This is a genomic window from Nocardia terpenica, assembly GCF_013186535.1.
GTDB classification, from domain to species: Bacteria; Actinomycetota; Actinomycetes; order Mycobacteriales; family Mycobacteriaceae; genus Nocardia; species Nocardia terpenica.
Window position 1 is genome coordinate 1 of sequence record NZ_JABMCZ010000004.1, and the last position, 22720, is coordinate 22720.

At 68.8% G+C, this 22720-nt stretch carries 23 protein-coding genes; 6 read left to right on the forward strand and 17 right to left on the reverse strand.

What is annotated here, in order from left to right; all coding sequences use genetic code 11:
* The 8 genes from HPY32_RS32780 to HPY32_RS32815 all read right to left on the reverse strand — a co-directional run.
* Nucleotides 1–389 (reverse strand): uroporphyrinogen decarboxylase/cobalamine-independent methonine synthase family protein (locus HPY32_RS32780; protein WP_507236519.1); only part of this gene is annotated, 389 nt, incomplete at its 3' end.
* Between the two features lie 198 nt (nucleotides 390–587).
* A complete protein-coding gene (locus HPY32_RS32785) occupies nucleotides 588–1307 on the reverse strand; it encodes a DUF899 domain-containing protein (RefSeq protein WP_067590296.1) in 720 nt (239 codons plus the stop codon).
* A gap of 58 nt (nucleotides 1308–1365) precedes the next feature.
* On the reverse strand, nucleotides 1366–2760 hold the full coding sequence (locus HPY32_RS32790) for an MFS transporter (RefSeq protein WP_067590294.1): 1395 nt from the start codon (nucleotides 2758–2760) through the stop codon (nucleotides 1366–1368).
* A 30-nt stretch (nucleotides 2761–2790) separates the two neighbouring features.
* The gene (locus HPY32_RS32795; protein WP_067590291.1) at nucleotides 2791–3531 is read right to left on the reverse strand and encodes a DUF899 domain-containing protein; all 741 of its coding nucleotides are present in this window, start codon (nucleotides 3529–3531) and stop codon (nucleotides 2791–2793) included.
* Between the two features lie 58 nt (nucleotides 3532–3589).
* Nucleotides 3590–4786, reverse strand: a complete 1197-nt coding sequence (locus tag HPY32_RS32800) for an acyltransferase family protein (protein ID WP_067590288.1) — start codon at nucleotides 4784–4786, stop codon at nucleotides 3590–3592.
* Nucleotides 4787–4867: 81 nt separating this feature from the next.
* Nucleotides 4868–6052 carry an acyl-CoA dehydrogenase family protein gene (locus HPY32_RS32805; protein ID WP_067590285.1) on the reverse strand — a complete coding sequence of 395 codons (1185 nt, stop codon included), beginning with the start codon at nucleotides 6050–6052 and terminating at the stop codon, nucleotides 4868–4870.
* Nucleotides 6053–6152: 100 nt separating this feature from the next.
* Nucleotides 6153–7082 (reverse strand): alpha/beta fold hydrolase, encoded by a 930-nt coding sequence (locus HPY32_RS32810; RefSeq protein WP_082871540.1) that lies wholly within the window; start codon nucleotides 7080–7082, stop codon nucleotides 6153–6155.
* Nucleotides 7083–7259: 177 nt separating this feature from the next.
* Nucleotides 7260–7985: an SDR family NAD(P)-dependent oxidoreductase gene (locus HPY32_RS32815; RefSeq protein WP_067590282.1), complete on the reverse strand. Its 726-nt coding sequence runs from the start codon at nucleotides 7983–7985 to the stop codon at nucleotides 7260–7262.
* A gap of 218 nt (nucleotides 7986–8203) precedes the next feature.
* Here HPY32_RS32815 and HPY32_RS32820 point away from each other — a divergent pair, with 218 nt between their 5' ends.
* Both HPY32_RS32820 and HPY32_RS32825 read left to right on the forward strand, forming a co-directional pair.
* Entirely contained in the window at nucleotides 8204–8776 is a 573-nt protein-coding gene (locus HPY32_RS32820; RefSeq protein WP_067590279.1) for a pyridoxamine 5'-phosphate oxidase family protein, read from the forward strand.
* Nucleotides 8777–8863: 87 nt separating this feature from the next.
* Entirely contained in the window at nucleotides 8864–10048 is a 1185-nt protein-coding gene (locus HPY32_RS32825) for an acyl-CoA dehydrogenase family protein (protein ID WP_067590276.1), read from the forward strand.
* 11 nt (nucleotides 10049–10059) lie between these two features.
* On the opposite strand, the gene HPY32_RS32830 is transcribed toward HPY32_RS32825, so the two are convergent.
* Entirely contained in the window at nucleotides 10060–11493 is a 1434-nt protein-coding gene (locus HPY32_RS32830; RefSeq protein ID WP_067590273.1) for an MFS transporter, read from the reverse strand.
* Nucleotides 11494–11589: 96 nt separating this feature from the next.
* Nucleotides 11590–12069, reverse strand: a complete 480-nt coding sequence (locus HPY32_RS32835) for an SRPBCC family protein (protein ID WP_067590270.1) — start codon at nucleotides 12067–12069, stop codon at nucleotides 11590–11592.
* A 103-nt stretch (nucleotides 12070–12172) separates the two neighbouring features.
* Between HPY32_RS32835 and HPY32_RS32840 the strand changes: the two genes are divergently transcribed.
* Both HPY32_RS32840 and HPY32_RS32845 read left to right on the forward strand, forming a co-directional pair.
* Complete coding sequence (locus tag HPY32_RS32840; protein WP_067596001.1) at nucleotides 12173–12922, forward strand: SDR family oxidoreductase; 750 nt, start codon at nucleotides 12173–12175, stop codon at nucleotides 12920–12922.
* A gap of 30 nt (nucleotides 12923–12952) precedes the next feature.
* Entirely contained in the window at nucleotides 12953–13420 is a 468-nt protein-coding gene (locus tag HPY32_RS32845) for a YybH family protein (RefSeq protein WP_067590268.1), read from the forward strand.
* Between the two features lie 2 nt (nucleotides 13421–13422).
* Here the strand turns inward: HPY32_RS32845 and HPY32_RS32850 are convergent, their stop codons facing one another.
* Together HPY32_RS32850 and HPY32_RS32855 are read right to left on the reverse strand one after the other, a co-directional pair.
* Nucleotides 13423–13920, reverse strand: coding sequence for a winged helix-turn-helix transcriptional regulator (locus HPY32_RS32850; protein WP_067590265.1), 498 nt, complete (start codon nucleotides 13918–13920; stop codon nucleotides 13423–13425).
* A gap of 30 nt (nucleotides 13921–13950) precedes the next feature.
* The gene (locus HPY32_RS32855) at nucleotides 13951–15081 is read right to left on the reverse strand and encodes a carboxymuconolactone decarboxylase family protein (RefSeq protein WP_082871539.1); all 1131 of its coding nucleotides are present in this window, start codon (nucleotides 15079–15081) and stop codon (nucleotides 13951–13953) included.
* 186 nt (nucleotides 15082–15267) lie between these two features.
* Here HPY32_RS32855 and HPY32_RS32860 point away from each other — a divergent pair, with 186 nt between their 5' ends.
* Both HPY32_RS32860 and HPY32_RS32865 read left to right on the forward strand, forming a co-directional pair.
* Entirely contained in the window at nucleotides 15268–16119 is an 852-nt protein-coding gene (locus tag HPY32_RS32860) for a maleylpyruvate isomerase N-terminal domain-containing protein (RefSeq protein ID WP_156674543.1), read from the forward strand.
* 140 nt (nucleotides 16120–16259) lie between these two features.
* The gene (locus HPY32_RS32865; protein ID WP_067590262.1) at nucleotides 16260–17894 is read left to right on the forward strand and encodes an MFS transporter; all 1635 of its coding nucleotides are present in this window, start codon (nucleotides 16260–16262) and stop codon (nucleotides 17892–17894) included.
* On the opposite strand, the gene HPY32_RS32870 is transcribed toward HPY32_RS32865, so the two are convergent.
* From HPY32_RS32870 to HPY32_RS32890, 5 genes are all read right to left on the reverse strand, one after another.
* On the reverse strand, nucleotides 17887–18522 hold the full coding sequence (locus tag HPY32_RS32870) for a TetR/AcrR family transcriptional regulator (protein ID WP_197696544.1): 636 nt from the start codon (nucleotides 18520–18522) through the stop codon (nucleotides 17887–17889). The genes HPY32_RS32865 and HPY32_RS32870 overlap by 8 nt on opposite strands.
* Nucleotides 18523–18798: 276 nt before the next feature.
* Nucleotides 18799–19563 (reverse strand): helix-turn-helix transcriptional regulator, encoded by a 765-nt coding sequence (locus tag HPY32_RS32875; RefSeq protein ID WP_067590259.1) that lies wholly within the window; start codon nucleotides 19561–19563, stop codon nucleotides 18799–18801.
* A gap of 200 nt (nucleotides 19564–19763) precedes the next feature.
* Nucleotides 19764–20483 carry a maleylpyruvate isomerase family mycothiol-dependent enzyme gene (locus HPY32_RS32880; protein ID WP_067590255.1) on the reverse strand — a complete coding sequence of 240 codons (720 nt, stop codon included), beginning with the start codon at nucleotides 20481–20483 and terminating at the stop codon, nucleotides 19764–19766.
* Between the two features lie 36 nt (nucleotides 20484–20519).
* Entirely contained in the window at nucleotides 20520–21827 is a 1308-nt protein-coding gene (locus HPY32_RS32885; protein WP_171983189.1) for an ABC1 kinase family protein, read from the reverse strand.
* Between the two features lie 8 nt (nucleotides 21828–21835).
* Nucleotides 21836–22714 carry an SDR family NAD(P)-dependent oxidoreductase gene (locus HPY32_RS32890; RefSeq protein WP_067590252.1) on the reverse strand — a complete coding sequence of 293 codons (879 nt, stop codon included), beginning with the start codon at nucleotides 22712–22714 and terminating at the stop codon, nucleotides 21836–21838.
* Nucleotides 22715–22720: the final 6 nt, after the last annotated feature.

The window sequence follows — 22720 nt, forward strand, 5'->3', positions numbered from 1 at the left end:
GCGATGACCGGTTGTTTGACGGGTACCGTCGCGTATTTCTGGGCGGTGCGGAGGTAGGGCGCGGTGACGGTTCCGTAGCGGAACGGGCCTGCGGTGAGCCGCGGCAATTGCCGAGTGTGTCCGTCCGCGAAGGGAATTACCGCGCCGTCGGGGCTCAGATTGGACAGGCCCGCCAGGGGATAGGTGGCGAAACTGGGTTTGCTCTGCTCACCGTCGGTGACGACCGGCGAACCGAGCGATTCCAGCTGTGCGATGGTTTCCCGCACCGCCGTGTCGTAGAGTTCGGCGAGGGCGTCGTCGTCGATCTTTCCGGCGGCGTGGTCCCGAATACCGTTGAGCAACTGCGTCGGTCGCGGAATGCTCCCGATGGGTTCGGTCGGTAATGACATGTGCGTACTCCCCTCGACGCGAAACAGACATGACAGAATGCAGGAACCGAAGAAGTGGCCTGCCGGTGATTGCGGAACGTCGCGACGCCCGATAATCGTAGCAGGGAACGGGTTCCGTGGTTCGCGCTTTCCGGGAACGGAGCAATTTCTCGGAAATCGTTGAATGTCATGACAACTGAGCGCCGAGGCGCCCGCCACTCATCCCCTAGCGGCGAGCGTCCGTCCCTTGGGCTCCTCCCATTCTTCCTGACGGCCGAGCGCGGTGAGGTCGAGCAGGTGCAGGCCCGGCATCATCACCTCGACGCCGCGGCCGAAGGTCGAGTAGGTGTGGAAGACCTCGTCGCCCTCGCGCAGGAAGCAGCTGATGCCCTCGCGATCGCCGGAGTAGTCGTCGAGCAGCCAGGCGTCCTTCGTGGCCCGCAGTTCCTCGCCGTGGCGGTAGTTGTAGGTGGGGGGTACCGCGGGGTCGAACGAGACGTGGAAGTCGTAGTTGAATTCGCTGTCGGCGGAGGAGTACCAGGGGAACGGCCAGCCCCGGGCCGCGCGGACCTCCCGCACCTTCGGGTAGGGCGCGCGCGAGACCGCGGCGAATGTCGTGTCCAGCTTGTGCAGATGGGACAGGATGGTGTCGGTGACCATGCCCGCCATGTAGGAGCAGCTGCCGCAGGGCTGCTCCATCGTCGGGTCGAGCATGAGGTGCTGGACGATGAGTTGCGCCCTGCCCTCGAACAGTTCGGCCAGGCCGACCTCGCCGCCGGGTCCGGTGAAGCGATAGTTCTTGTCGATGCGCACCATCGGCAGCCGCCGCCGGTCGGCGTTGAGCGCGTCGATGGTCTTGGTGAGCTCTTTCTCCTTGCGCAGCAATTCTTTTCGTGCGGCCAGCCACTCGGCGGGTGACACGACACGGGGACCGTTCATCTTCCCATCCTTTCCGACTTGCCTGATAAATTTCGTGATGCAAGTACCTTATCGCTGGTTATCCGGCCAGTTCGGTCGATTCGATCGATCCGACGACGGCCGGGGCCCGGCGGAGCAGCCCGAGCGAGATCAGCACGATGACGGTCACGGTGATCGCGACATTGGCCGCGACGGCGAGGTGAATGCCGGTGAGCAGCACGGCCTGTCCGGCGGCGATGGCGCTGAGCACCGGGATGCCGACGGTGATGCCGATCTGCTGGGTCAGCGTGGCGAGGCCGGTGGCCAGGCCCTGCTCGGAGTCGGGCAGGCCGGTGGTCGCGGTGACCATGAAGGACGCGATCGCGGTGACGTGCCCGAAGAATCCGATGAACAGCGCGGGCATGAGAACCCACAGCCACAGCGTGCTCGGGCCGAGCACCATCAGCGGAGCGGTGAAGCCGGTCTGCACGATCAGGCCCACGGTCAGCACCCGCGCCGGGCCGTAGCGGCCGATGAAGCGGCCCGCGATGATACCGGCGACCACCGAGGCGAGGCCGGGCACGCCGAACAGCAGGCCGGTGGTCAGCGCCGAGAAGTGCAGGACGTCTTGCAGATACAGCGTCATCAGGAAGATCAGGCCGCTCTCCATCGAGAACACGATCAGGCCCGCGAGATTGCCCCACTTGACGGTGGGGCGGTTCAGGATGCTCACGGCGGCCAGCGGCGCGGGCGCCTTGCGCTCGATCAGCCAGAACACCACGAGCAGCAGCACGCCCGCGATGAGCGCGTACACGTTGTGGTTCACCACGCCGAAGGAGAACGACAGCAGGCCGAGGGTGACCGTGATCGCGCCCGGCACATCGAGTTTGACGCCGGTCGAGGCCCGGCTCGGGCTCACGACGAACGGCGTGACCGCCAGAATGATCAGTGCGACAGGCACATTGATCAGCAGCGCCCAGCGCCAGCTCAACCCGGTCACCAGGGTGCCGCCGACCAGCGCGCCCACGGTGAACCCGCCGGACAGCAGCGCGCCGTTGAGGCCGAGCACCCGCGCCCGCTGGCTCTCGTCGCTGAAGGAGGTCACCAGCAGCGACAGTGCGGCGGGGGTGGCGATCGCCGTGGCGAAGCCCTGAAGCGTTCGGGCGGTGAGCAATTCGACCGGGTTGGTGGCGAACCCGCCGATCAGCGAGGCGGCGGCGAGCAGGGTGATGCCGATCAGGAACATCCGGCGGCGGCCGAACAGGTCGGCGATGCGGCCGAACAGCAGGGTGAACCCGGCCGCCGGGAGCGCGTAGGCCGTGAGAATCCACGGCAGGGCGGACAACCCGAGGCCGACACCCGCGCCCACCCGGGGGAGCGCGACATTGAGGATCGAATAGTCGACAGAGAGCATGAACTGGGCACCGAGCAGGAGTAGGACGATCAGCCGCTGTCGGCCGGTGATCGTCGTCGGCGCGTTTGCCGTCGTCGCCATGACGCTGTATTCCCTCTTTCCGGGGCGAGGTCAGTTCGTGGGGAGGTCGCGGATGGGGTGGGCGGCGGGCACGCGGCCCCGGGGTTCCTCCCAGTCCTCCTGGCGGCCGAGCGCGGTCAGATCCAGCAGGCGCAGGCCGGGCATCATGACCTCGACGCCGCGGCCGAAGGTGGAGTAGGTGTGGAAGGCTTGCTCGCCGTCGCGCAGGAAACAGCTGATGCCGGGCTGTTCGCCGGAGAAGTCGAGCATCCACTCGAAACCGGTGGCGGCCAGCTCGTCCGCGTCGCGGAAGTTGTAGTTGGCCGGTTGCACCGCCGGATCGAGGGTGACGTGGAAGTCGTAGTTGAAATCGCTGCCGTAGGAGGAATACCAGGGGAACCGCCAGCCCTTGGCGTCGCGCAGCGCCCGCACCTTCGGGTACGGCGCGCGCGACACCGCGGCGAATGCGGTGTCCAGCTCGGCGAGATGGTTGCGCACGGTGTCGGTGGCCGCCTCGGCCATATAGGTGCAGCTGCCGCAGACGTGGTCCTTCGCCGGGTCGAGCATGAAGTGCTGGACGATGAGCTGCTGTTTGCCGTCGAACAGATCGAGCAGGCCGACCTCGCCGTCCGGGCCGGTGAAGCGGTAGTCCTTGTCGATGCGCACCATCGGCAGCCGCCGCCGGTCGGCGTTGAGCGCATCGATGGCCTTGGTGAGCTCTTTCTCCTTGCGCAGCAATTCTTTTCGTGCGGCCAGCCACTCGGCGGGCGACACCACCTGTGGACCGTTCATCGGCCTCCCCATTCCTCCTGGCTTGCGTGATGCAAGTACCATAGGTCAGTGACTCGCATCACGCAAGCTTCTCGTTTGCGGTACCGTCCAGCGCCACGGTGACCGGCTCGGGGCCGACCAGGGCGGGTCGGCGCGGCCTGCTCCACCGGCGCATCATCGGCTCCTCGACGCGGCTGTGCAGCAACCATCCGGCCAGTAGCGTGAGCGCGCACAGCCCGATGAGCACCAGCACCCCGACCGCGGTCGGGAAGAGCGAATCGCCGAACAGTCGGCGCACATAGAACAGGGTCACGCCCTGGCAGAGGTAGAAGGCGTAGGATACCTCGCCGAGCCGGACCATGACCCGCCCGCCGAATACGGTGCGCCGACCGCGGGCGTCCCGGTCGGCGACGGTGGCGATGAGCACGCCGATCGGCACGATCGTGGAGACGATGAAGCCGTAGGAGACCGGCATGTACAGCGCGGCCGTGTAGCCCGCCAGCAGCAGCAGCGCGGCCGGGACGAGGCCGATCCGGGGCCACCGGCCCGCCCGCACCAGCAGCGCCAGCACTGCCCCGAGCACGAACTCGAACAGGCGGTTGACCGGGAAGGAGTAGCCGAACCACATCTGCATGTCCGGGATCGGGTACTCCGGGGCGCGGGCCGTGCCGGGAATCAGGAACTGGTTGATCAGCTGCACGACGACCGTGCCGACGACCATCGCGGTGGCCCAGAACCACAACCGCCGCACCGGGATTCGCCGCAGCGGCCCGATCAGCAGCGGGAAGCACAGATAGAACAGCATCTCGCTGCACAGCGACCAGCTCGGCGGGTTGCCGCTGAGGCTGATGGTGGGCTGGGGGAAATAGCCGTGCAACAGCAGCAGATTGGTGAACCAGGCGAGGGGCCCGCCGCTGGCCCACGCGAACAGCAGCAGGCACACCGCCCACGTGACCACGTGATTGGGATAGATCTTGACTATCCGTCGCCGCAGGAAGGCGCGTGCCGGTTCACCGGGACGGCTGGACCAGGTGAGCACGAAACCGCTGAGCACGAAGAAGAACGACACGCCCATCGGGCCGCCGTGCCCGAGGACGAACGCGTAGTCGGCCGCGACCCGCTTGTCGGCGAACGGGGTCACCGGGCCGAAGGGCGGCAGCGGCGAGCTGGCCAGGCTGGAGTGGAACAGGAAGACCGACAGTGCGGCCAGGAAGCGCAGGCCGGTGAGCGAGGGCAACCTGCTGCCGCGGTCCGGCGGCGTCGCGATGGATGACATGTGCTGGCCCCCTGATGATCTGGTGGCAGACGGGCGGCCCCGGTCACCCGGCGCGGGCCGGGCGGCCGGAGCCGCGGGGATTCAGATGTAGTAGGTGTTGGGTTCCTGGCCGCACAGCACCCGGCCGTAGACCTCGGCGTTGACGTCCGGGATCAACATCGCGTGCAGGCTGAAGGTCCGCAGGTCGTTGACGAACCGCTGGATCGGCACCCGCAGGTAGGCCGAGGAGCCGCCGCTGTTGGCGGCGAGGATGTCGGCCGCCTCGTTGGCCAGGCGCACCGCCGCGCCCTCGTCCCCGCGGACCCGACCGCGCTCGAGCATCGACCAGGCGTCGCCGGAGGCGCACTTGCGGTCGACCACGTCGGCCAGCCGGTGCGCGTGGAACTCCGCCTCGTCGACCTTCATGACCGCCTCGGCGATCCGCAGGTGGGTCACCGGCGCCTCGGCCATGCTCGGGTACAGCGTGTAGGTGACCTTGCGGCCGGGCAGGCGCTCGAGGAACGCGTCCCGGATCGCCTTGGCGATGCCGGTGGCGACGCCGACCGTGGCCGCCGACCCCATCGAGATCAACGGCGCCCGGTACATCGCGACATCGGCGTTGAGTTTCGAGGCCGACTGGGCGCCCACCACCGCGGGCGCCGGCAGCAGGCGCTCCTGCGGGATGAACAGATCCTTCGCGATGACGCCGACGCTGCCCGACGAGCGCAGGCCGGTGGTGTGCCAGTCGTCGCGAATCTCCAACTCCGACAACCGAACCGGGCTCATCACCGGGTACGGCTCCCCGGCCGGGTCGAGGACGACGGCCGCGACCTGCTGGTAGCGGCTGCTCAGCGCGCCGCTGATGCACGGCCACTCGCCGTTGACCACGACGCCGCCGTCGGCCGGGACGGCGATCGCGGTCCCGGGCCCGATGGTGGTGCAGACCTGCGCGTCGGGATCGTCGAACACCTCGGCCTGCACCTCGTCCGGGAACAGGCCCACGCCCCAGGAGGCGACCCAGTGGCAGGCCACGACCCAGGCCGCGGACCCGTCGATCTGGGCGATGGCGTCGGCCACGTCGACCATGGTCCGCGCGTCGCTCTCGTATCCGCCGTAGCGCTGCGGGATACGCATCCGGAACATGCCCGCATCGGTGAGTGCCTTGACCGTCTCCTCGTGCAACCGGCGATGCTCGGTCGACCATTCGATGTTGGCCCGCAGCACGGGCGCAATATCGGACACTCGCTGCACCAATTCTTCCCTGGACGGAACGGCGACAGTTGACATGTCCTCTCCTAACTCGGGATTTGTGTGAATCAATCGAAATCCACTGACCAGAGTCACAGAGCGGGAACCCTCGGCGCCTCTTCCATTGTGCTTTTGTATTTCAGACGAAGAACGTGTCGAACCGGTCGATTACCGCCTGCGGCCGCTCGTCGACGAAATAATGGCCGGCGTCCGGCAGGACCGCGATCTCGACATCGGTCCCCTGGTTGGGCAGGGTCGCCTGCATCGCCTCGGCGAACATGCCGTCGCCGAGATTGGAGACCATGCCCAGCAGCGGCGCGGTGACCTTGCCGTAGGCGGCGAGGTCGACGACGTCCTGGCCGAACGTCGCGAACCAGGCGTTACCGCTGCGGATCCCGTCCGGGCTGTCGTAGGCGCGCGCGTAGACGGCCCGGTCCAAGGGGGTCACGGAGTTCCGGTCGTCGAGGAAATTGTCGAACAGCCAGTCGATCAGGGTGCGGAAGCGTCCGGCCAGCAGCTGCTCGGGCAGGCCCGTGACCTGGTTGAACGCGAACCACCACGGGTGCAGCGGCACCCCCGGGACCGGCAGCATGCGGATCTCGTAGACCGCCGGGTCCGGGTGCAGGATGTCCAGCATCGCGACCTTGCGGGTGGCCTCCGGGTAGTTGACCGCGAAGCTGAAGGCGACCTGCGAGCCCACGTCGTGCCCGGCGATGTCCACCTGCTCGTAGCCGAGCGCGCGGACGAAGGCGTGGATGACCCCGGCCATCGTCTTCTTGTCGTAGCCGGTGGCGGGTTTGTCGGAACCGCCCATGCCGGGCAGATCCACGGCGATGACCCGCCGCCCGCTCGCCGCGAGCGCGGGCATCACCTTGCGGAACTCCCACCAGGTCTCCGGCCAGCCGGGCAGCAGGATCAGCGGCCGTCCGGCGCCACCGGCGACATAGTGCAGGCGCAGGTCCCCCGCGAGGAGATGGTCGCTGCGGAAGTCCCCGTCCAATGATCGGGCGAGCTCGATATCGCTCGGGACGGTCACGGCCGTCCTGTCGGGTTCGGTGTCGATCGTCATTGTTCACTCTCTTTCCGACGTCTGGCCCCACCTGTCGAGAGGTGTACTTGTCATGATCGGCGACCGAAACGCGCGCGCACGTCTTCCAGCGTGCTCTTCCGGAAACGGGGCAATTTGGAAGACGGTGCGCGGGCGTTCCTGTGGCAGAATTTCTCCAGCGCGTTTCTTCGTATTCGGCTATTCCTGCCGCGTGAAATGGGCGTACATCTGCGTGAGTCGGCGCTCGAGTTCCTTGCTCGAGCCGTTGCGCCAGCCGTCGGCCAGGGGCTGCGACATCGGGTCGGGGAAGATGTCCTCGTCGCCCTTTTCGATCCCGTCGAAGATGCTGTGCGCCACCAGCTTCGGCGACGCCTTCGCGACATCGATGCCCGCGGTCATATCGGTGTCGGTGGGGCCGGTGACGATCGCGTGGACGGTGACGCCCCGGGGCGCCAGGACCGCCCGCAGGGACTGCATCAGGTTGAACGCGGCCGCCTTCGAGACCGAGTACGACGGATTGAGCGCGAAGGCGGCGATGGCGTTGAGCGAGACATTGGTGGCGATGGCTCCCTCGGACTCGATGAGCTTGGGGAGCAATGCCTGGGTCACGTCGCGGACGCCGTAGAAGTTGACGGCGAGCATGTGGTCGAGCACGGCCGGATCGGTGAGGTCGTCGTAGGCGACGACACCGGCGTTGTTGATCAGGATGTCCAGCGATTCCACCCGTTCGGCGGCCGCCCGGATGTGCGCGGCGTCGGTGACGTCCAACAGCAGCGGCACGACCCGCTCGTCCGGGTGGACCAGCGGGCGACGGGTGCCCGCGTAGACCCGTGCCGCGCCCCTGGCCAGCGCCTCTTCGACCAGCTCCTTTCCGATACCGCGATTGGCTCCGGTGACCAGTACTGCCTTGCCGAGGGTGATCATGATTTCTCCTCACACCGCAATAGGTAATTCACCGCAGTATGCAGTACGACTCGTTTCCGGGTGGCAGTTTGTCGGTAATATGATAAAGGTGTGGCCGCGGGGTGGCTACTCGTGGATTGCCCCCTTCCGCCGGACGGCACGTTCGGAGAAGGAAATCCGGTGGGCATATTGCGATACTTGGTCGTGTCCGTGTTTCTATCGCACAGGAAAAGGCACCCATGAACTACGCGGAGATCGTGCATCTGGTGAACACCGACCCGGTGATACAAACCCTGCTGGCGGAGCCGATTCCGATGCGGATCGCGTATCTGGGGTTGGACGGGCATCCGCGCTCGGTGCCGGTCAATCATGTCTGGAACGGCGAGGCATTCGTTTTCGCCACCCCGAATCTGGCGTACAAGGTGGAGGCCATCGCGGCGAATCCTCGGGTGGGCTTCACCATCGATGTCGGCGCCGGATCGCCGGGGCGCGAGACGCGCGCGAAGGTCTGGGCGTCGATCGGCCATCCGCTGCCTGCCCACGATTTCTCGCCGATAGCCGTGCACGGGCGGGGAACGGCCACGGTCGAGAAGACGCCCGGGGTTCCGCAGGAGCACATCGACGCCTCGCGGCGCATGATCGGCGACGACGCCAAATGGGCGGAGTGGGCGCGGGTGCGGCGCGCGGAGACCAGCGGCATGGCGCGGATCAGCATCGTTCCCACCCACCTGGTCGTGATCGACTTCGTGACCCGCTTCCCGCCGCCGGTCGCGGTCAATGTCACCGCCTTCGGTGTGGACCGGGCAATTTAGGAGACGGTATACGCCCATTTCCTGTGTCAGAGTCTTCGGAGACAGTTTATTTCCAGTATTCCGCCTTCTTCCGAGGAGTAGTGCAGAATGTCGTTGATCAAGTCGCAGCCGAGGCCGGATCTCGTCGATCGGGCCAGGGATCTGGTGGAACCGATCCGGAAGTATGTCTCCTGGCACGAGGAACACCGGGAATTGCACCCGGAGGTATTGGACATGCTGGGCCGCAGCGAGCTGTTGAAAATGCGAGTTCCGGCGCGGTACGGCGGCAGCGTGGCGGATATGCGGACCATCGTCGATGTGATCTCGGAATTGGCGCGCGCCGACGGTTCCGTCGGCTGGTCCTGCGTGTCGTTCACGATGGCCTCCTGGCTCTCGTCGCTGGTTCCGGACGAAACGCAGGACGTGATCTGGAACGATCCGGAGGTCCGGTTCTGCGGGTCGGTGGAATTGAACGGCGTCGCCGAGCCGACCGACGGCGGATACATTCTCAACGGCAGGTGGCACTTCAATACCGGGTCGCCGCACGCGACCTGGGACGCGCATTTCGCCGTGCTGAAGCATCCGGACGGCACCGGCGAACCGGCCCTCGCGGTGGTTCCGGTGTCGAGCCTGACGCTCGTCGACGACTGGCACACCTCGGGCCTGCGGGGCACCGGCAGCCGGACCTCGGTCGCGAAGGACCTGTTCGTGCCCGAGGGCTGGCTGGTGCGGATGCTGCCGATGGCGGTCGAGGGCAAGCTCGCGACCAAGCTCAATGCCGAGTACGAGGCGTGGCACGTGCCGTTCATGCAGATGGCGATCGCCGTGGCCAGCGCGCCCGCGCTCGGCATGGCGCACGCGGCGCTGGAGAACTACCTGGAACTGGTGCCGAAGCGGGCCATCACCTACACCCACTACGCGCGCCAGAGCGAGGCGCCGGTCACGCATCTGCAACTGGGTGAGGCCGTGCAGCTGATCAGCGAGGCCGAGTTCCACGTGTACCGCATGGTCGATCGCCTCGACAGCAAGGCCGCCTCCGGTGAGCCGTGGACCAACGAGGAGAAGGCCATCGCGCGCATGGACGCGGGCGCGGCGGTCGGGCGGGCCCGGCAGGCGGTGGACATCCTCGCCGACGCCGCGGGCGCCTCGTCCATCTACTCCCATGTGCCGCTGCAGCAGATCCAGCGCGACATCGGGGCCCTGCACCATCACGCGATCATGTATCCGAACACGAATCTGGAGACCCTCGGGCGCGTGCTGCTCGGCTTCGAGCCCAACACGGATTTCTTGTAATCGGTTGTGGTTCAACGGGCCCGGCCGCCGGAAGGGGAAGCGGCGGCCGGGTCCGTCTCCGCCGTCCGCCCGGGGCGACGAAGCAGGAGGCCGGTCAGTGCGCAGGCCACGGAGATCGCGACCACGACCAGCCAGCCGTGCCGGAACGCCTGCAGGGCACCGGCATTCGCGGCGGGCCTGCCGATGACGGCGACGAGCACGGCGACCCCGACCGCGATGCCGAGCTGCCGGATCATATTGACCGCGCCGGAGCCGGTGGCGAACCGGTCCGGGGGCAGCGCGGCGGTGGCCATGCCGAACAGCGTCGGAACCGTCAGTCCCACACCGACTCCGGTGAGCGCCGCGCCACCGAGCATGCCCGCGAGATAGTTCGGGTGCACCCGCATGGCGAGCACCCACCAGCCCAGCGCGGCGGCGAACGCGAGGCAGCCCGCCATCACGACGGGCCGGGCGCCGATGCGGGGCATGAGTTTTCCGGCGACGATCGACCACAGCGGCACCAGGGCGGGGCCGGGCGCGATCGCCAGGCCCGAGCGCAGCGCGGACCAGTGCCACACGTTCTGCACCCACAGCACACCGGACAGCAGATAGGCGCCCAGCGCGGCGGCGAACAGGAACGTCGACAGCGTGGCCAGGGCGAAGCTGCGGCTGCGCAGCAGGCCGATCTCCAGCACCGGGCTGGGATGGCGGGCCGAGCGCCAGGCGAAGGCCGCCATCGCCGCCACGGTCGCGACGAACAGGCCGAGCACGCGATCCGACGACCAGCCCCAGTCCCCGCCGCGCACCAGCGCGAGCGTCAGCGCGGCGATGCCGACGATGAGCAGCCCGGCCCCGGCCGCATCCGGCCGCGGCTCGCGCCTGCCCTCCACATCGGGCAGCAGCCGCCACCCCATGAGCAGCACCACGATCCCGATGGGCAGGTTGATCAGGAACACCCAGCGCCAGGACAGCAGCACCAGGGGACCGGCGATGACGGGGGAGATCGCGGCCGCGGCGCTGGCCGTGGACGCCCAGACGCGGACCGCGCCCGCCCGCCGCTCCGGCTCGTAGGCCGCGAGCACCAGGCTCAGCGAGGTGGGGACCAGCATGGCCGCGCCGACCGCCTGTAGCGCCCGGAAGCCGACCAGCATCGGGACGCTGACGGACAGGGCGCAGGCGGCCGAGGCCGCGATGAATACCGCGACCCCGAGCAGGAATCCCGTTCTGCGGCTGGTGCGGTCGGCCATCCGCCCGGCGGGCACCAGCAGCGCCGCGAAGACGATGGTGTACGCGTTCAGGATCCAGCTCAGCTCGCCGACGTCGGGGGTGTGCATGCCGGAGGCGATGGACGGCAGGGCGACATTGACGATGAACAGATCGAGATTGGGCAGGACCACCCCGAGCGCCGCGGTGGCGAGGACCCGGCCGGGCGTCCATGTCCTGTCGATGGCCGATGGCGCTGCCATGCCTCGTTCACCCCCGTACCTAGCGCCGCACTTTCATGATAGAAGTACGGTACTCACGGAGATAGCATCATGCAAGCGCTGGAAAAGTGTTGCGGCTCAATCGGAGAACAACCGGCCGAGTCGCTCGAGGGTCGCGGTCATGGCCGCGGTCCACACGGCGCCGTTGCCGAGGGCGGCCCGCTCGTCGGCCGCCGCCTTCGAGCAGTCGTAGCTCTCCGTCACGACGGTGGCGTCCGGGCCGTCGGGCGTGAGCTCGAAGCTCCACCGCTGCCCCCAGAACCGGCCCGCGCGCGGGTGGCCGCGGCCCGCCTGCGGTTCCCAGCCGATGCGCCGGTCCGGCTCGTAATCGACGACGTGGTTGTTCATCTCGTAGTCGCCGAGGCGGTCGGCGTGCATTGCCATGACGAACACATCCCCCACGCCGGCGATCACCGCGCCGGACACCAGGCCGCGCAGCAGGCCCGAGCCGTCGATCTCCGGATGCGCGCGCGGGTCGGCGAGCACCCGGAAGATGTCGGCCGCGGGCGCGGCGATCCGCCGCGACACCCGGACCGGTGCACAGTTGTCCTCGCTCATCGACGGCCTCCTCGTGCGTGTCGCGGATCGCTCCAGTATCCGGCGCGCGGATTGCGCACGATCGAAGTAGCACCCGAGCGGGTTCGAGACGAACCCTGTGACGGTGTGGCGCAATGATGCGGCGACGCCGATCGCCCTGGTGACCGGCGCGAACCGCGGGCTGGGCAAGGAGACCGCGCGGCAGCTGGCCGAGCGGGGTGTGCGCGTGATGCTGGGCAGCCGGGACCCCGATCGCGGGGCGGAGGTCGCGGCCGAGCTGGCCGCCGCCGGGGCGAGCGTGCGGCCGGTGCGACTGGATGTCACCGACCCGGCCACCGTGCGGGCGGCCGCGGACCGGATCGACGAAATCCACGGCCGCCTCGACATTCTCGTGAACAACGCCGGGATCTCGATCGCCGCGCCCGCCACCGAGACCGACGGCGCGCTGCTGCGCCGGGTCGTCGACGTCAATGTGGTGGGCGCGGCGGATGTCATCTGCGTGTTCCTGCCGCTGCTGCGGCGCTCGGCCGCGCCGCGCATCGTCAATCTGTCCAGCACCGCGGCCTCGCTGACGCTGACGCGCGAGCATCCGGACTTCGGGCCGGAGCCGGACACCCGGCTGGCGTACACGACGTCCAAGGCCGCGCTCAACATGCTGACGGTGCAGTACGCCAACGCTTTTCGCCGCGAACCGGGGCTGCGGCACATCAAGATCAATTCGGTGTCGCCGGGTTATGTCGCGACCGATCTGACCCGGCATCGCGGTACCCGCACCGTGGCCGAGGGCGCGGGGGTCGTCGTCCGGTTGGCCACCCTGCCCGCGGACGGTCCCTCGGGCGGGTTCTTCGACGACAAGGGATCCCTGCCGTGGTAGTCACCGGCAGGCGAACGAAGGAGGGAACGGATGGATTCCACCAGCACTGTCGAGCTCGATCGGGTGATCGAGCACTATCACCGCGGCATCGGCATATTCATGACCGGGGACCACGAACCCGCCTCGCGGGTGCTGTCCCGGCGTGGCGACGTCAGCCTCGGTAATCCCTTCGGCCCGTGGGTGCGCGGGCTCCCGGAGGTGATCGCGGCGATGAGCCGCGCCGCGACGCAGTTCCGGGACGGCCGCGCCCTGGGTTTCGACCGGATCTCGCAGTGGGTGGCCGCGGACCTGGCCGCGATCGTCGAATTGGAACGACTGGAATCGAGGGTGGGCGGGCGCCCCGAGGTCGCGCCGGTGAACCTGCGGGCCACCAGTGTCTTTCGTCGGGAGGAGGACGGCTGGTGGCTGGTGCACCGGCACGTCGACACCACCGCCGCCGCCTCGACGGTGGAGGCGGTGGTGAGCGCGCTGCTCGCCAGCGGCGCGTCGGCTCCCTAGGGTCAGCGGCGGGCGGACGGGCGTTCGCGCCGGGAGGCGGTGGGGCGGGGCAGGATCTGCGGCTCGCCCCGCGACACGACGTGATCGGGATGCAGCGACTCCGCGCAGGCCGAGCAGGTGATGGCCTGTTCGATCTCGCCACCGCACCCGGCGTGCTCGTACACCACCGGCGGCCCGTCCGGCGCCGCCCACCGGTCGCCCCACATGGTGAGGGCGACCAGGACCGGCTGGATGGCCCGGCCCTTCTCGGTGAGCAGGTACTCGTAGTGGTCGGGATGCTCCGAATACTTCCGTCGCTCCATCAGGCCCGCGGCCACGAAGCCGTCCAGGCGGGTCGCGAGAATGTTCGCCGCCAGGCCGAGCCTGCGCTGGAAGTCGCTGAAACGCGTGACGCCCATGAAGATGGCGTCGCGCATGATCAGCAGGCTCCAGCGTTCCCCCACCACCTCCAGCGCGCGAGCGATGGAGCAGTTCTGTGCGTCATACGTGCGGCCAAGCATAATCCCAGGTTACCCGATACTTGCATGACACTAGCTGAGCGATGGGCGGATTTGTGCGCCGTCCTCGGCGACCGCGGTCCCCTCGGCCGCCGTCGGGGTGACCGTCATCCAGGTGCTGACCCGGCGGGCCGCGGAAAGGCTTGCCCAGGAGGTCAATTCGATTAGCGTGCGGTCGTCCGGGTGGTCGCGGCGGAACTGTTCCACGACGGATCGGTCGACCTGGTAGGAGGCGATGGCGGTGAGCAGGGCCAGGCGGGCCGCGGGCCGCTGCGCCTGCGGCAGGGCGGCCGCGGCGTCGGCGGCCCAGGCCCGGCTCGGCCCGCGGTGCTCGCCGTGCCAGTCGGCCAGCTGCGCGCCGACCAGCTCGCGGACCGGCGCGGGCACCGACTCGGCCCCGGCGCGCTCCACGGCGGCGTAGGCGCGGGCGAACCCGTCGGCCACGGCCGGGCTGGGCGCCGCCCAAACCAGGTCGGCGGGATGCGGAGCGGGCGGCAGCAGCGGCAGCGAACGGCCGGGTTCGGGGGTGGTGTCGGCGGCCGCGCGGATCATCCCGCCGAGCACCCGCATGACCGGGCCGAGCGCGAGGCGCGGCACGCCGGGCGGCAGCGGGACCTCGCCGAGGAACACATTGACCATGCGGTTGAGGTAGTGCAGCAGCACGGCGGTGCCGACGAGTTCCGGCGCCTGCTCGGCCGGGAAGGGCGGTTGCTGCCGGGCGGCCGTGTCCGCCGAGGCGCTGGCCCGGGCCCACCGCGCGACCGCCCGCAGGGTGGGGTCGGCGAGGGATTCGACCCGATCGTCGGCGAGGGTGGCGGCGTCGGCGGCGCGGACCAGTCCGTGCAGGGTGCCGCTGTGCACGGTGACGCAGAACGGGCACTCGTTGCCGAGCGAGACGGCCGTGGCCACCGCCTCCTTGACCGGCCGGTCGACGACCCCGGTGACCAGCAGCGACTCGCGCAGCATGAGCCAGCTGGCGGCCAGCACCTCCGCCGCGGGGGAGTGCAGCGTGACGGGCGGTGCGAGCAGGCCGAAGTCGCGCTCGAGCTGCCGGTAGACCTGCGCGGTGAGGCCGTCGGCCGCGGCGGCGCGCACCGGCGACACGTACCGAATCTGGGTCAGCCCCAATTGCCCGAGCACCGTCCGCATCCGGTGATTGCTCATGTCCGCACCCCTCCGCATGCCCCTCGCCGATCTCGCGTCGGTGAGCGGTGAGCTTTTGTGATGAAAGCAGTCTACGCAGCCGGGTCGCCGCCGGGCAAGGGGCGGGAAATGCGTAGCGAATCAACGACATTCGACCGCGCACGCTGGGAGAAGTGCGGACCGCCGGTCCGGCGTTACCTTCGACCCATGGTCGAGGTCATTACCGCCGAACAGTGGCGAGCGGCGCGCGCGGCGGTCGCGGATAGCGGGGATCGGTTCGCCGAACTGGTGCGCTCGGTCGCGCCGGACGCGATGGCCACCCGGGACTGGACGGTGGCCGATACGGCCGCCCATGTCGACGCGATCGCGTTGTGGGACACCACACTCGGGCGCACCGACGACATTCCCGCGCCGTGGAACACGCTCCAGGACGAGATCCAGGCGACCGGTGTGGACACCGTCCACCGGCTGAACGACCACACCATGGCGGGGCTTGCGGAGCGCGACACCCGGGTGCTCGCCGAGCAGGTGCGCGCCCACGTCGACGAATTGCTGCGCGCCAGTGCCGATCTGGATCCCGACCTGCCGGTCGGGTGGCTCGGCGGTTCGCGGGTCCCGGTCGCCGGGCTGCTCGCGCACCTGACCAACGAATTCCAGATCCACGGCCGAGACATCGCCCGCGCCACCGGGTCTCGATGGGACCAGTCGCAGGAGTACGCGGCCCAGTTCATGGAGCTGTTCGTGCTCGGCATGACCCGGCACGGGATCGGGCGGCTGCTGCACCACGACGGCCCGCCGAACCAGCGGCGCGTCGCGGTCGAATTCCGTTCCCGGTACACGACTCCCGCGACGCTGGTGCTCGACCACGAGCGGGTGACCGTCGGCCGACCGGGCGACCCGGTGGACGTCCGCATCGGATTCGAGCCGGTCGCCTTCAATCTGATGATGTTCGGCCGGATGGGCAAGCCGCGCGCGGCGCTCACCGGCAAGCTACGGATCGGGGGTCCGCGGCCCTGGTTGCTGCCGACTTTCCTTCGTACCGTTCGGTTTCCATCCTGATCGAATACCCGGCCGAATTCGGCCATTGTGGACGAAACACCGGGCGGGTCCGGCTGCCGCCGTCGCATACTGAGGCCCGTCTCCGGCGCGCCGATCCAGCGGCATCCATCTCTGCGGGACCATGAGAGAAAGGGGCCGCCATGGCGACAGATCTGCGCGATCAGCCAGGGGGAGAACGGTTTTCGCACCCGGTGGCGTTCTGGTCGGGCGTGCTCGCCAGCGTCGTCGGCGTGGCGCTGCACCTGCCGATGTATCTGGGCGCCCGCGATATGGGCTACCACCTCGCCGGTATGCGGCCCGATCCGCCGATGATCCTCGGAATGGCCCTGATCCTGGCCGGGTTGCCCGCCGCGCTGTACGGGTTGCTGCCGCCGGGTTCCGGCGGCGTGCGGCGCAAGGCGGCCTCGATCCGGGTGCGCGCGCTCGACGACGCGCCGATCCGGTTCTCCCATGTGGCGCTGCTGGTGGTGATGGCGCTCGCGGTCACCATCGACGTCATGAAGCCGACCACGCTGTCGTTCGTCGCCCCCGGCGTGGCGAAGGAGTACGGCCTGCGCACCGCGGTCAACCCGCACGGCTCGATCCCGGTGACGTGGCTGCCGCTGGCCGGGATCGTCGGCACCGTGATCGGCTCCCTGCTGTGGGGCTGGGTCGGCGACCGGATCGGGCGCCGCTCGTCGATCCTGTTCGCGGGCCTCATGTTCGTGTCCACCTCGATCTGCGGCGCCATGCCCGGCTTCACCTGGAACCTGGTGATGTGCCTGCTGATGGGCGTCGCGGCGGGCGGCATGCTGCCCATCGCCTTCGCGCTCATCGCGGAGACCATTCCGGCCCGGCACCGCGGCTGGGTGATCGTGCTGATCGGCGGGAACATCGCGGCCGCGTACGCCTTGACGAGCTGGCTGGCCGGGGCGCTCACGCCCACCTACAGCTGGCGGATCATGTGGCTGCTCGGCATGCCGACCGGGCTGATGCTGATCCTGCTCAACCGGTGGATCCCCGAATCGCCGCGCTATCTGCTGGCGACGGGCAGGCGGCAGGCCGCGGAGGCGATCATGCGCCGCTACGGCGCCGCCGTGGTCGACGGCGACGCCGCCGGGCCGGAGGGCGCGGTGCGGATCGGCTTCGCCCGGCTGCTGCGCGGGCCCCTGCTGGGGCCGACGGTGGCGGTGGCCGGGCTGGCGATCTCGATCGGGTTGCTCACCTTCGGTTTCCAGTTCTGGGTGCCGACCAACCTGCAGCGGATCGGGCTGTCGGAACTGGGGTCGGACTATGTGCTGCGCAACTCCGCGCTGCTCGGCCTGCCGTTGACCGTGCTGGTCGCGCTGCTGTACGGGTTCTGGAGCAGCAAGAAGACGGTCATCGTGCTGGCCGTGCTCACCGCGCTGGCCGTGCTGGTGTTCGCGGTGGCCGGAGACTCGTTGGCGCACAACAGGATTCTGCTGTCGGTGCTGCTGGTGATCCCGCTGGCCGGGATCGGCTCGGTGACGGCGGTGGTGACCGCGTACGGCCCGGAGATCTATCCGACCCGGATCCGGACGACCGGCACCGGCCTCATCGCCGGGATGACCAAGGCCGGGGGCGTGCTCGTGCTCGCGATCGTGCTCGCGGCGACACCCACGCCGTCGCTGGCGGTCACCGCGCTCGTCGGTGCCGTCCCGCTGCTGCTGGCCACCGCGGTCTTCGCGGTCACCGCCCCCGACACCCGGCAGCGCACGCTGGAGGACATCACCCGGGCGGAGCTGACGGGCGAGGATGCCCCGGTGGTCACATGAGGAATTCGCGCGCCAGCAGATACCGCTGGGTGCCGATCTTCATCGACGTCGCCGCCTCGGCGGGGGCGTCCCCGGCCCCGATCAGCAGGGTCTCGAGCTGGCCGCGGTAGGAGGTATCCGGATCGTAGGGGGCGACGAGATAGCCGCCCAATTCCAGCGTCGCGAGCCCGTGCACGGCAATCCACATCTGCTCCGCGATAAACGATGGATCGCTGCCGTGGAATCGCCCGGCCGCTATCGCCCGCCGCACGGCATCGACCAGCGATTCCAGCGTATATCGGCCGTGCTGGCGATCGTCGTCGGTCAGCGCGAAACCGCCGAGCGCGGAGCCGCCGAACATGACCGAATACAGGTGCGGGTTTTCCCGCGCATTTTCCCGATACGCGTAACCGAGCACGACGGCGTCGGCCACCGGATCCGCGGTCGTGGCCACCGCCGCCAACGCGCGATCCAGCCGAGCGAATCCCTCGCGCACCATGGCGCGGATGAGATCTTCCATTCCGCCGAAATGGGTGTATACCGCCGTTGTCGAGGTGCCGACGGTGGCGGCCAATCTTCTGGTGGACAGCGCGCAGGGCCCTTCCTCGGCGAGCAGGCGGGCGCCGGCCTCGAGCAGAGTGACCCGCATCAGTGGATCGGATCTGCGGGGACTCACGATTGACATACTCTCACGAAACCGCTACAAATAGAGAAGGAAAACAGTGTTATGTAATGGCGTTACGGCATTTCCGCCGTGTTCCGGGGGGACTCACAAATGGCGATGCGGACCGGGTTCGGTGACTGCTTCGATCCCGTACGAACGATCAGGACCGGTTCCGGCCGCATCGATCTCACCGTGCCGACGGAAAAGGGGTCGCGGGTCGGCCGGGAGGCGATCGGGCGTCTCCCGGTGCGGAGCCGATCCTCATCGACCGGCCAGGACGGCAACGGGGGTCTGCTCGGGCCGCTCGTGCCCGTCCAGTTCGGGCAGGGCCAGCAGAATCGGCAGGTCGATGAGGTGCATCGGCCGCATATCGATGTCCACCTGCTGCACGTCGCCGCAGGACTGCGCCCAGTGCTGCGCGCTGACGAACAGCGGCCGGCGGTTCCACGGTTCGGGATCGAGATCTCGCGTATTGACCGCGACCGCCCGGATGAACCAGTCGCCCTTCGGCACCCCGGTCAGCCGGTAGGGCCGCCGGGTATCCACCACGTCGCACGAGATCGGAGACCCCTGGGCGACGACGCTCTCGAATGCGCCGACATATATCCGCAACGGCGTATCGGTTTCCGGCAGGCGCAGATTCCCGACGATCGAACCGCACGCGTCGGCACTGCTCGGCAACGGGCTCTCCAACCGCGCCAAACCACTTCGGGAAAGATATCGGTACTGGGTGGGCGACATGCCGACACATCTGGTGAAACGGCTGGTAAAAGTGCCGAGGCTGTTGTAGCCGACCCGGTAGGAGATTTCGGTGACCGTCATCGGAGTGGCCAGCAGCAGGTTTTTCGCCTTGAACAGCCGGACGGCGGTGAGAAACCGTCCCGGTGAGGTCCCGGTTACCATTCGGAAAACTCGGGAAAAGTAGAAGCGGCTGAGAATCGCCTCGTCGGCGAGCTCAGCCAGAGTAAGTGGTTCGTCGTATCTGTTCCATATTGTCTCGATAGCCCGTTCAACGGCTTCTTGCATGGTCCCACCCCAGTGTGCAATGGAAAGAAAAAATCTGGGTAAAGATTGAAGAAAAAAGCACAGCGCAAAACAGAATAAATATAGAAAACAACGCCCTTTTGATCCCCCTTCGTCTCGCTTAGTATATCATGCGCGCCTGGTTGTGAAAATGGAACGCTGGTATCAGACGGAATGATCTCCCACCGCCCCCGGACCTGCGGTTACGACAATCCCCCCGTCGGTCTCTCGGTCGGGTGGGGCGGCAAATGGAATGGCCCCCACTCGAATGCGGGCAGCCACCGTCGCGGCTCGGCGCTCCAGGACAGGCTCGCGATCTGTTCCCGGGTGCGCCGCCCCGCGAGGGAGCGGTAGAGGTCGAAGCGGTCGCCGCGCACCGTGGCGGCGGGGCGGCCCTCGCCAGCGATCCAGTACTCGGCCTCGGTCTCGAGGCGCAGGGCGGGCAGCGCGCGCTCGGTCAGCCCGCGCGAGAAGCCCTGGACCAGGAGCTCGAAGGCGTTGGTGAACGCCGGATGTTCCTGTGGCGCAGCGAGGTCGGCGCCGATGGCGTGGCGGACGTCGAGCTCGTGGGTCAGCGAATCCATCATCAGGATCCGGGCCCGCAGCGGCGGCAGCTCGGGCAGCATCCGGTCCACCGTCGCGCCGACCCGGTCCCAGGTCGTGAGCAGGTCGGCGATCTCGGCGGAGGCCCGCGCCGGTGCCGCGCCGCGCACGCCCGGCTCGCCGCCCGATCGGCTCGCCACCTTGGCGGAGATCTCGACGACGTGGGCGATCACCTCGCGGACGGTCCATCCGGGCGTGGCCGGGACGGTCACCTCCGCGCGGTCGCGCAGTCGCGCCGCCAGGTCGGCGAGGCCGCGGCGCACCGCGCGGTACGCGGTCGGATCGATCGGCGCCTCGGCGTGCGGTCGAATCGTGGTCATCGGCATGGTCCTTCACATCGTCGCCGGATCCGGCGGTCACATCTGGAGATAGCCCGCCTGTAATGCCTTGGCGAGCACCGGCATCGCGGTGAACTGGAAGTCGGCCTCGGAGTCGAGCTCCTTGATCCGGCCCTCCAGCACCAGCAGCGCCAGCAGCGGGAAAACGAACTCCGGCGTCACGAACAGGCCGTGGCGGCGTTGCAGATCGAACAGCCGGGCGGCGAAGGCGACGAGGCTGAACTCCCCGGACTGCTTGCGGCTGGAATCGGCGATCAGCTCCACCATCTCGGCCCGGAACGCGTCGAGATCGGCGTCCGCGGCGACCTCGGCGGCGCTGCGGAACACCACCGCGGCGGCGCGTTCCCCGTCGCCGTGCGTCATGGCCAGGAAGAACTCCGCGAACAGGCCCCGCACGTTCGGCCGCAGCCGGACCACGAAACCCGCGTCCAGCAGCACGATCCGGCCGTCCGGGAGCAGGTACAGATTGCCCGGATGCATATCGCAGTGCACCAGGCCGTCCAGGAACAGCATCCGGTACACGCAGGTCAGCACCCGCTCGGCCAGCTCCGGGGTCTCCTCCTCGGCGGTGAGCCGGTGCAGGCCGGACATGAATTCCATGGCCAGCACGCCCGGGCGGCACAGCGCGTCCACGGGTTCGGGGATGCGCAGGTAGTCGACGTCGGCGAGGTTGTTGCGCAATGCGTGCAGCGCATCGCGTTCCAGCTCGAAGTCGGCCTGGCGCGCCACCGCCTCGCCGATCTGGGTGACCATGGCGACGGCGGGCAGCCGCCGCAGTGGCGGCAGGTGTTGCATCAGCCGCGCGCCCGCGCGCATCAGCGCGAAGTCGTCCTGGATGCGGGCCTGCACGCCGGGGCGGCGGATCTTGATCGCGACGGAGCTGCCGTCGGGCAGATCGGCGCGATACACGCACGCGATGCTGCCGCTGGCCACCGAACCCCAGTCGACTCGCTCGGCGCTGATCTCGCCGGCGGGATAGGCGACGCGCAGAATCCGCCGCGCCGTCCGCGCCGGCATCGGCGGCACCTGGTCGTGCAGTTCCGCCAGTGCGTCGCACCAGTTTTCGGACAGCACGTCGCGGCGGGTGCTGAGCAGCTGCGCGCCCTTGATGTAGCTGGCGCCGAGGCCGACCAGCAGGCGCCGGGCGCGCCCGCGCAGGGTGGCCGCCATCCGTTCGCGGCCGCCGAACGCGGCCACCAGCAGCGCCGGGCCGGTCACCAGCAGGTGGCCGGACACCAGCGCGAGCACCACCAGTGCGCGCAGGAAGGTGCGTGGCCGCGTCCGGATGACCGCGGGGGTCAACAGCGCTATGTCCAGGCGGGTCATGTCGGCACTCATTTCGGGATCGGGAAGAAGGACCGCACGAACTGCTCGAAGGCGCGGTCGCCGATGGTCCAGCGCATGCGCGCCACCAGGCGGGCCGGGATGCCGATCCGGTAGCGGATGCGCGGGCGCGGGCTGGTCACCGCGTGTTCGATGGCGCGGGCCACCTGGTCGGCGTCGACCGCGGTCCGGCCCCGGCCGCGCGGGTGCTCGGTCTCCCGGTAGGCGCCGTGCCACTGCACGAAGTACTCCCAGAAGTCGTCGTACAGGCCGGATTCGTGCTCGGCGGACACGCCCAGATCGCCGACCGTGGTCGGGACGAAACCGCCCCGGATCGGGGACGGCTCGATGAGCGAGACCTTGATCCCGAACCGGTCCACCTCGAGCCGCAGCGAATCGCCGAGCGCCTCGAGCGCGTGCTTGGTGGCCTGGTAGAAGCCGCGGCCCGGGGTCGCGAAGTGGCCGAACATCGACGACATGATCACGATCCGGCCGCCGCGCTGCGCGCGCATGCCGGGCAGCACCAGCTGGGTCAGCCGGACCAGGCCGAAGACGTTGGTCTCGAACTGTTTTCGGACCTCCTCGATCGGCGTCTCGTCGAAGGTGCCGTTGAGGCTGTAGGCGGCATTGTTGATCAGCACGCCGACCGCGCCGTGATCGGCGGTGATCCGTTCCACCGCCGCGATCATCGACTTCTCGTCGGTCACGTCCAGCGGCAGGACCGAAATCCCTTGGGCCGCAAGGTCGGCGAGCCGATCGGTGTGCCGTGCCGTGGCATAGACCGGCCAGCCGGCCCGATGCAGGCGCAGCGCCGTGGTGTAGCCGGTGCCCGATGACTGGCCGGTGCCGGAGGAGCAGCCGGTCAGCAACACCGCTCGGGACGCGGTCATCGTTGT

Coding starts and splice junctions, on each gene's coding strand:
- HPY32_RS32785 (WP_067590296.1), bottom strand. CDS start 1,307: ATGAACGGTCCCCGTGTCGTGTCACCCGCCGAGTGGCTGGCCGCACGA.
- HPY32_RS32790 (WP_067590294.1), bottom strand. CDS start 2,760: ATGGCGACGACGGCAAACGCGCCGACGACGATCACCGGCCGACAGCGG.
- HPY32_RS32795 (WP_067590291.1), bottom strand. CDS start 3,531: ATGAACGGTCCACAGGTGGTGTCGCCCGCCGAGTGGCTGGCCGCACGA.
- HPY32_RS32800 (WP_067590288.1), bottom strand. CDS start 4,786: ATGTCATCCATCGCGACGCCGCCGGACCGCGGCAGCAGGTTGCCCTCG.
- HPY32_RS32805 (WP_067590285.1), bottom strand. CDS start 6,052: ATGTCAACTGTCGCCGTTCCGTCCAGGGAAGAATTGGTGCAGCGAGTG.
- HPY32_RS32810 (WP_082871540.1), bottom strand. CDS start 7,082: ATGACGATCGACACCGAACCCGACAGGACGGCCGTGACCGTCCCGAGC.
- HPY32_RS32815 (WP_067590282.1), bottom strand. CDS start 7,985: ATGATCACCCTCGGCAAGGCAGTACTGGTCACCGGAGCCAATCGCGGT.
- HPY32_RS32820 (WP_067590279.1), top strand. CDS start 8,204: ATGAACTACGCGGAGATCGTGCATCTGGTGAACACCGACCCGGTGATA.
- HPY32_RS32825 (WP_067590276.1), top strand. CDS start 8,864: ATGTCGTTGATCAAGTCGCAGCCGAGGCCGGATCTCGTCGATCGGGCC.
- HPY32_RS32830 (WP_067590273.1), bottom strand. CDS start 11,493: ATGGCAGCGCCATCGGCCATCGACAGGACATGGACGCCCGGCCGGGTC.
- HPY32_RS32835 (WP_067590270.1), bottom strand. CDS start 12,069: ATGAGCGAGGACAACTGTGCACCGGTCCGGGTGTCGCGGCGGATCGCC.
- HPY32_RS32845 (WP_067590268.1), top strand. CDS start 12,953: ATGGATTCCACCAGCACTGTCGAGCTCGATCGGGTGATCGAGCACTAT.
- HPY32_RS32850 (WP_067590265.1), bottom strand. CDS start 13,920: ATGCTTGGCCGCACGTATGACGCACAGAACTGCTCCATCGCTCGCGCG.
- HPY32_RS32855 (WP_082871539.1), bottom strand. CDS start 15,081: ATGAGCAATCACCGGATGCGGACGGTGCTCGGGCAATTGGGGCTGACC.
- HPY32_RS32860 (WP_156674543.1), top strand. CDS start 15,268: ATGGTCGAGGTCATTACCGCCGAACAGTGGCGAGCGGCGCGCGCGGCG.
- HPY32_RS32865 (WP_067590262.1), top strand. CDS start 16,260: ATGGCGACAGATCTGCGCGATCAGCCAGGGGGAGAACGGTTTTCGCAC.
- HPY32_RS32870 (WP_197696544.1), bottom strand. CDS start 18,522: ATGCGGGTCACTCTGCTCGAGGCCGGCGCCCGCCTGCTCGCCGAGGAA.
- HPY32_RS32875 (WP_067590259.1), bottom strand. CDS start 19,563: ATGCAAGAAGCCGTTGAACGGGCTATCGAGACAATATGGAACAGATAC.
- HPY32_RS32880 (WP_067590255.1), bottom strand. CDS start 20,483: ATGACCACGATTCGACCGCACGCCGAGGCGCCGATCGATCCGACCGCG.
- HPY32_RS32885 (WP_171983189.1), bottom strand. CDS start 21,827: ATGACCCGCCTGGACATAGCGCTGTTGACCCCCGCGGTCATCCGGACG.
- HPY32_RS32890 (WP_067590252.1), bottom strand. CDS start 22,714: ATGACCGCGTCCCGAGCGGTGTTGCTGACCGGCTGCTCCTCCGGCACC.